The sequence below is a fragment of the uncultured Gemmiger sp. genome (genome assembly GCF_934561205.1).
Lineage (GTDB): Bacteria > Bacillota > Clostridia > Oscillospirales > Ruminococcaceae > Gemmiger.
On sequence record NZ_CAKTFU010000028.1, the window covers coordinates 1 to 5810 of the forward strand.

Consider the following 5810-nt stretch of genomic DNA (forward strand, 5'->3'; position numbering starts at 1 on the left):
TGTAACCTATGTGTCTTCCCTAGGTGTTACCTATGTTGCTCTTGACACAATGCTCGCCCCTACAAGAGCCTATCGGCAGGTGCGCCGAATGAGGGGGAGGTGTCCGGTAGGCACCCCCTCATCAGTCACCTGCGGTGACAGCTTCCCCCAAAGGGGGAAGCCAAGGCGGGGAAAAAATGCGCGCGGTGAAAAGGGCGGGGTTGCGTCACGGGGCAAGGGTAGTGGTTATCGTGTATTTACCGCTATAGATGGCGGCCCAGACTTTACCCGTAATTTCGGTTGCAGTGCCGATTGTATTGTCGGGGGGATTATTTCCGGTTGCGCCTATAATTACCTTGTCGCTCTCATTCGGAACTTTTTCGCCGTAATACAGGTATAGCTTGTCTTTTCCGTCTTTTTCTTTTCGATACAACAGGTCGCCGCGCTGCAAGGGATTTTCTGCCGATACTTTGGTCTTCAAATCCTCTTGTGTCCAGATTTTGCCTGTCAGGGTGATTACATAGGGGGACAGTTTATCATCTACATTATCCTTAAACCACTGCTGCGGGTTTGGCGTTGAGTCGGCATTCAGGTCTAATTTGTTATTGTCCCACTGTTCCTTATAGGGGTTATAGCACTCGTCCGTTTCGGGAATTGCATAGTAATATTTGCCCTTCCAGAACAAGATTTCGTGCTTAAATTTGATTTTTCCATCGCTGGTCAGCTTGTGTGCCCAGTTTTCGGCGTTCTTAAAGGTAACGGTAACGGAATCTTGAATTGTGACGTCGTCTTTTTCCGTTTCGGTTTTGTGGTTGACCAGTTCCACGGTAAAGGGCGTATTGTCTTTTACGGTAAAGGTCTGCTCTTTGGCTTTGGTATAACCGTCGGGGGCGTTTTCCTCCTTCAAATAATAGGTGCCCGCCGTCAGGGGAAAGGACTTTGTGCCCGATTCGTCGGTTGTCCATTGCTCCTTCACAATTCTGTTGTTAGAGGCGTCTAGGGTTTCCAACTTGAGTTCGGCGCCGGACACCGGCTGACCGAGGTCGTTGGTTTTTTGAATCGTGACCGTCGCGGCGGGAACGACGTGTATGGTGAGAATGTACTTGTTTTTACCGTATTGGTTACCACATTCTATAACGGTGTTCGATCTCTCGCCGTCAACAGATTGACCTATTTGAAACTCGGTGTGTAGTTGGCTATTGTGATCGTTTTCGTTTCGCAGTTTAATCTCTATGTTACATTTGTCAAAATACTGGTAGCCCTCGGGTACGGAAGTAAAATCTACAAGCAACTTAGCGCTGTTCCCATTTTGGAGTTTCCCGCACATATCAAGATAGTTGGATTCGCGTCCGGGGCAAAGTTTATCCCCCTCGTGCAGCTTTACATCAAGCACCGTGGGAGTTGAACCACTGGTTATAGGTATGGATTTCCCATCATTGCTCAGGGTAAAGTTGACATTCTCTACAAGTATATTGTTGACAACATCCAAGACGCGCAGTTCCAGCGTGGGAACCGAGCGCACATAGAAGGTGTAAAGGTGCTTTTCGGCACCGCCTTCCAGTGTGCCGGGTTGACCCTGTGCGTAATCGTGTTCGCTATGGTTTAGGTCATTCTCAATTCCGTTGATTATATACGAATTGTAGGTTTGACTTCCATTTGTTTTTTCTGCACTGATTTTGAACTTTACATCAAACACCTGCTGATATCCCACAGGCCAGCTTTCGGGGCGCAGCGTGAAGACTTTATCCTTGCTATCCCAATCAGACGGGTCAAGGGCAAAGTACACCATACCTTTATCGTCCGTGGCCTGCGAGTTAAAAACCTTCTGACCCGCCTCATCCAGCACACAGAACTTAATCCCCGACACAGGCCGGTTGGTATACTCATTCAGTACGCGGAACACCAAATCGCCGCTGTGGCTGGGTGTGGGGGTAATGCCGCCGGTTTCGCCGCCCGAAGTATCGGGCTTTTTGTTTTCCGGCAGCTTTGCCACGAGCACGGTGGTGGCGGGGTCCTTGGCGGTATCGGCGGCGGTGTAGGCTACCGTCGTGCCGTTTTTGGCTGTGTACAGCAGGTACAGCACCTTGCCGTCGGCGTTCAGCTGCATGGCTGTGACACGGCCGTCCACCTCGGCGGCTGTTGTGACGGCGGCTCTCATGGCGTTGTCGGCCGTGCCGTTGGGGGCGGGGGTGTCGGGCCGCAGGACGTACTGCCCGTCACCCTCGGTCAGGGCGACGGTGCCGCCTGTCACCGTCGGGGCGGCCTTGGTCAAATCCGCATAGGCGGCGGACCAGCGCAGGGCGGCGTTGTCCGCATCTGCATAGGCATCCTTAAAATCCTTATTTGCCGCATACGCCTTTGCCACCAGCGCGGCGCGCTGTTTGGCTGCCCATTCGGTGGCCGAGGTCACGCAAATCTGCGCCTCGCTGACGGCCTGTTTTTCGCGCCCCTCGTCAATATAGCGGGTCAGCGCGGGAACCAAAAGGGCCGCCAGCACCGACATAACGACCAGCGCCGCCATACATTCGACCAGGGTAAAGCCTGTTTGTCTGTTGTTCCGCCGTTTCATGGGCGAACCTCCCTCACGGTTCAAAAATTGTCTGCACTCGGTTTGCGCGGGTGCCGATGTTGTTGTATTCCAAGTCAAAATAGCCGCGCACCAGCGCGTCGCGGGCGGCGTCCTCGCCAAAGGCGGCGGCGGTGCCGTCGGGCAGGGTGTAGTCCTGCGTGCCGGTCACCACGGGGGCGGCGTCCTTCAGCGTCAGCAGATAGCGGTAGTAGTCGCTCAGCGGCAGGCCGGCCTGTTCCAGCAGGGTGGGGGTCAGCATGACCATGTCCATGCGGTTCAGCGGGTCGGCGGGGTTTTGCGCGGCGTCGGCGTGGGGCAGCGGGTAGTTGGCCCAGATGACAAAGGGCGTGCTGCGCTGCAAAAGCGTCAGCTCGCTGCCCTGACCCAAAGCGGGGTCCGAAACATGCGCCACAAAGCTGGGGGCGTGGTCGCCCGCCATGGCCACAATGACCTTGCGCCCCGTGCGGGCGTACAGGTCGGTGAAGTACTCGCACAGCTCGCCAAAGGCGGCATCGCTCATTTGGACGCAGCTCAGATATTCGTCCATGGTGTGGTCAAACGCGCCGTAGTCGGTGGCGGCATGGACAAGATTTTGCGTATCATCGTTCATTGTGTAGTCGCCGTGGGTCTGTATCGACACAAGAAAGCTAAAGCGGGGCTTGTCTGCGGGCATGGCCTCGTACAGGGTCTGCCAGTCGCGGTAGGTGGCGGAATCGGTCTGGTAGGGGCGCGCACCGTAGGTTTCCTGCGTGGGGAAGTCCTGCATAAAGTGCGTTTCGTCAAAGCCGAGCTGCTGCCACACAACGTCGCGGTTGTAGTTGGACGCGGCGTAGGGGTGGGCGGCCATCGTCGTGTAGCCCAGCGATTTCAGGTAGCCCACAACGCTGTTGGCGTCGGAAAAATCCAGCCCGTTGAACGGCGTGACCGTGGGCACCAGCATGGGCGAGTTGGAGGTAAGCATCTCGTATTCCGTCACGTTGGTGCCGCCGCCCACGTTGGCGCTTACCGTGTGGCCGCGCACGGCGTTGGGCAGCGCGTTGATGACGGGCATCAGCTCGGCGTCGGCTTGCAGGTCGGTGACGAGGGAAAAATCGTAAAGGCTCTCGCTCAAAATCAGCAGGATATCGGGGCGGTCGTCGGTCTCGGCGTTGGGGCGCTCGGCTGCGGCGATGTCGGGCAGCGCGGATTCGTCATACCCTGCGGGCTGAATGACCGCGTCGCCCAGCAGGCGGCAGGTCTCGACCGAGGACGCCAGAAACCCGTGGCGGTAGTAGGCGGTCTGCCAGGTCCAGCCCGCGTCGCTGCGGGGCAGGGGGGCAAACGGGGCAAAGTAGCCCGCGTACAAAATGGCAAAAATGCCCGCCGCGCAGCCCGCGTACCGTGCGGCCCGCGCCTTGGGGGCGGCGCGCTTGGGCAGGTCGGCGCAAAGGCGGGCCTGCAGCCATGCGGCCAACAGGACCGGCAGGTACAGCAGCACAATGGCAACCACCGTGCCCGTAATTTGCAGGGTGTAGCTGCCCATGACCTCGGCGGCGGTGGACAGGTTGAGGACGTCCTCCGGCATGACGGCCGAACCGTGCAGGTCGCGGGTGTAGTAGTTGACGAGCGCCAGCACGGTAATCGCCGCGCCCGAAAGCCCCGTGGCGCGGCTCCAGCGGCCTGTCAGCGCGTACAGCAGCAGCGTGACGCAAAGGGCGGTCAGGGCATTCAGCGGGGCGTAAACCGGCCATTGCGCGGCCAGATACGCGGCGGGCACGGCATCGGAAAGCTCCAGTTGAAACCAGCCGACAAACGCGGCAGCCAGCGCGAGAAGCAGCGGCAATACAGTGTGGATAACGGTGGATTTGTGGAAAAAGTTTTGCAATTTATTTGCCATATTTGTGGAAAAACCTTCCTTATACAAGAAAATAACAGGGTAATTATAGCACACTACCGCGAAAAAGAAAAGTCCGCAGCGCAAGGCAGCGGACATTTTGTTTGTGGAAAACACGGTGGAAAATGTGGAGAGTTTTCCACAGCCTGTGGAAAACGTTGTTGAAAATTCAACGTCTTGTATTTTTTGTCCAAATTGTAAAAAGACCGTCCAGCACCAGGGTGGCGCGGTAGTCGATATCCACGGTGCAGGCGCTGCGGATGCTGGCGGGCAGGGTTCCCGTGGCGATGACTGCCGCGTCGGGGGCGTTCAGCTTGCCGCAAAAGCGGTGCACCATGCCGTCCAGCATGGCGGCGGTGCCGTACACGATGCCGCTTTGCAGGCAGTCCGGCGTGTTGGTGCCGATGACGCGGCGGGGCTTGGCGTCCAGCTCGACTTGCGGCAGCTGGGCGGTGTTGGCAACCAGCGCCGCCAGCGAGCACTGCGGCCCCGGCAAAATGGCGCCGCCGACCAGCGTACCCTCGGCATCGACGGCCAGCAGGGTGGTGGCGGTGTCAAAGTTGATAACGACCATGGGGGGCGCGGTGTGCTGCAGCGCCCCCACCACGGCGCAAAGCAGTTCGCCGCCGAGCTGGGCAGGGGTGTCCATGCGGATGCGCACGCCGCTTTTCAGGCCGGGGCCGACCTCCATGACGGGGGCCTCGCTCATTTTGCGCAGGGTCTCGCGCAGGCGGCTCGTCAGCGTGGGCACGACGCTGGAAAAGATCACGCCGGTGATCTGGTGCGGCTCCACGCCGTACAGCGCCAGCATGTTGACGATTTTGTACAGCAGCTCGTCGCTGCTGAGCGCGGGGTCGGCAAACAGCCGCGACGAAAATACCAGCTTGCCGTCCGCGGTGTACCCGCCGAAGGTGATGTGGGAGTTGCCGATGTTTAAGGCCAGGATCATGTGGAAGCACCTCGATGTGATGAATTGTAGTTACTTTTTATACTACTATAAGCTAAAGTTGTACGAAATACAAGTATGAATCGGTACGAAATTCAGGTAGGGTCATGCGGGAGGCGCTTATTATAATAGGTAGAGGGCGTTTGCGGGTTTGCGATTGCAACGGCATTGCGGCTTTGTATCGTAGGGAGGGGTCTCGACCCCTCCTTGCTGCCTTGCGGTTGTTGCCGGCTTTATTATATAAATAGGTAACGTAGGGGCGGTCATTGACCGCCCGTGCTGCTTTGCTGCAAGCGCAACCTTCCCCACAAATTGTGCCTATCCGTCAACAAAACCACAATATACATACTGCCCAAAAATTCCGCCCGAAATTTGTCAAAAAATTCAAAAAACCTGTTGACAAAGTACGACTACCTGTGGTAATATAGTCAAGCTGTCCCGCG

General features: G+C 57.2%; 3 protein-coding genes. All 3 read right to left on the reverse strand.

Features of this window, described 5'->3' with window-relative positions:
* Positions 1–205: 205 nt before the first annotated feature.
* Positions 206–2548: a SpaA isopeptide-forming pilin-related protein gene (locus tag Q0I19_RS11375; protein ID WP_294761753.1), complete on the reverse strand. Its 2343-nt coding sequence runs from the start codon at positions 2546–2548 to the stop codon at positions 206–208.
* Between the two features lie 13 nt (positions 2549–2561).
* Positions 2562–4424 (reverse strand): LTA synthase family protein, encoded by a 1863-nt coding sequence (locus Q0I19_RS11380; RefSeq protein ID WP_294761751.1) that lies wholly within the window; start codon positions 4422–4424, stop codon positions 2562–2564.
* A gap of 166 nt (positions 4425–4590) precedes the next feature.
* Positions 4591–5370 (reverse strand): type III pantothenate kinase, encoded by a 780-nt coding sequence (locus Q0I19_RS11385; RefSeq protein WP_294761750.1) that lies wholly within the window; start codon positions 5368–5370, stop codon positions 4591–4593.
* Between the last annotated feature and the right edge of the window lie 440 nt (positions 5371–5810).